At 68.5% G+C, this 838-nt stretch carries 2 protein-coding genes; both read left to right on the top strand.

All coding sequences use genetic code 11. The features are described from left to right. The coding region (locus AC1DWF_RS33350; RefSeq protein WP_476842781.1) for a M20/M25/M40 family metallo-hydrolase at positions 1-486 on the top strand (486 nt) is incomplete at its 5' end. 4 nt (positions 487-490) lie between these two features. Beyond that, on the top strand, positions 491-838 hold a 348-nt coding region (locus tag AC1DWF_RS33355; RefSeq protein ID WP_476842782.1), incomplete at its 3' end, for a M81 family metallopeptidase.

The raw sequence follows: 838 nt of genomic DNA on the forward strand, positions 1-838 counted from the left end.
ATCCTGTATCGCATCGCCCCCGAAGGCCGCATGACGGTCTGTCGCTTCATGGTCGACCCCGGAGCGGATGGCGTGGTGCCGGGCGAGGTGCGCTTCTCCTTCGACTATCGCCATCCCTCGAACGAGACGCTGGATCGCTTGCTGGCCGAGGCCGACGCTGCCTTCGCCGCGATCGCCGCGCGCCGGAAGCTGTCGGTGAAACGCGAGCCCTATTGGACCTTCCGCGCCGTGGTCTTCGACCAGGGCCTGGCTGCTCGCCTGCGAGAGGGTGCCGACCGGCATGGCGCCCGCTACCGCGACATCCTCTCGGGCGCGGGCCACGACGCCTATCACGCCGCCGCACGCATGCCGTCCGTGATGCTCTTCATCCCCTGCCATGGCGGCGTCAGCCACCATCCCAGTGAATCCATCTCTCGCGAATGGTCGGAGAAGGGCTTGCGCGTGCTCGCCGATGCCGTCATCGCCACCGCTGACACCAAGGACTGACAAGATGCGTATCGCCGTCGGCGGTTTTCTCCACGAGAGCCACTCCTTCGCCCCCGTCGCCACGAACTGGCAGAATTTCCTGCAGCCCGGCGGCCTGCCGCCGCTGCAGCGCCCGGGTGGGATGCTYGACGGCCTGCACGGCACTTCCTCCTGCGCCGCCGCCGCCATCACCGAGGCTTTGGCGCAGGGTGCAACCATCGCCCCCCTGGGCTGGACCTTTGCCCAGCCCGCCGGCCCCGTGACGCGCGAGGCCTTCGAACGCATCAGCGCGATGATCCTCGATGCGCTCTCGCAGGCGCTGATGGACGGCCCGCTCGATGGTATCTTCCTCGACCTGCACGGCGCCATGGTC

Source organism: Aminobacter sp. P4_D5, assembly GCF_056401815.1.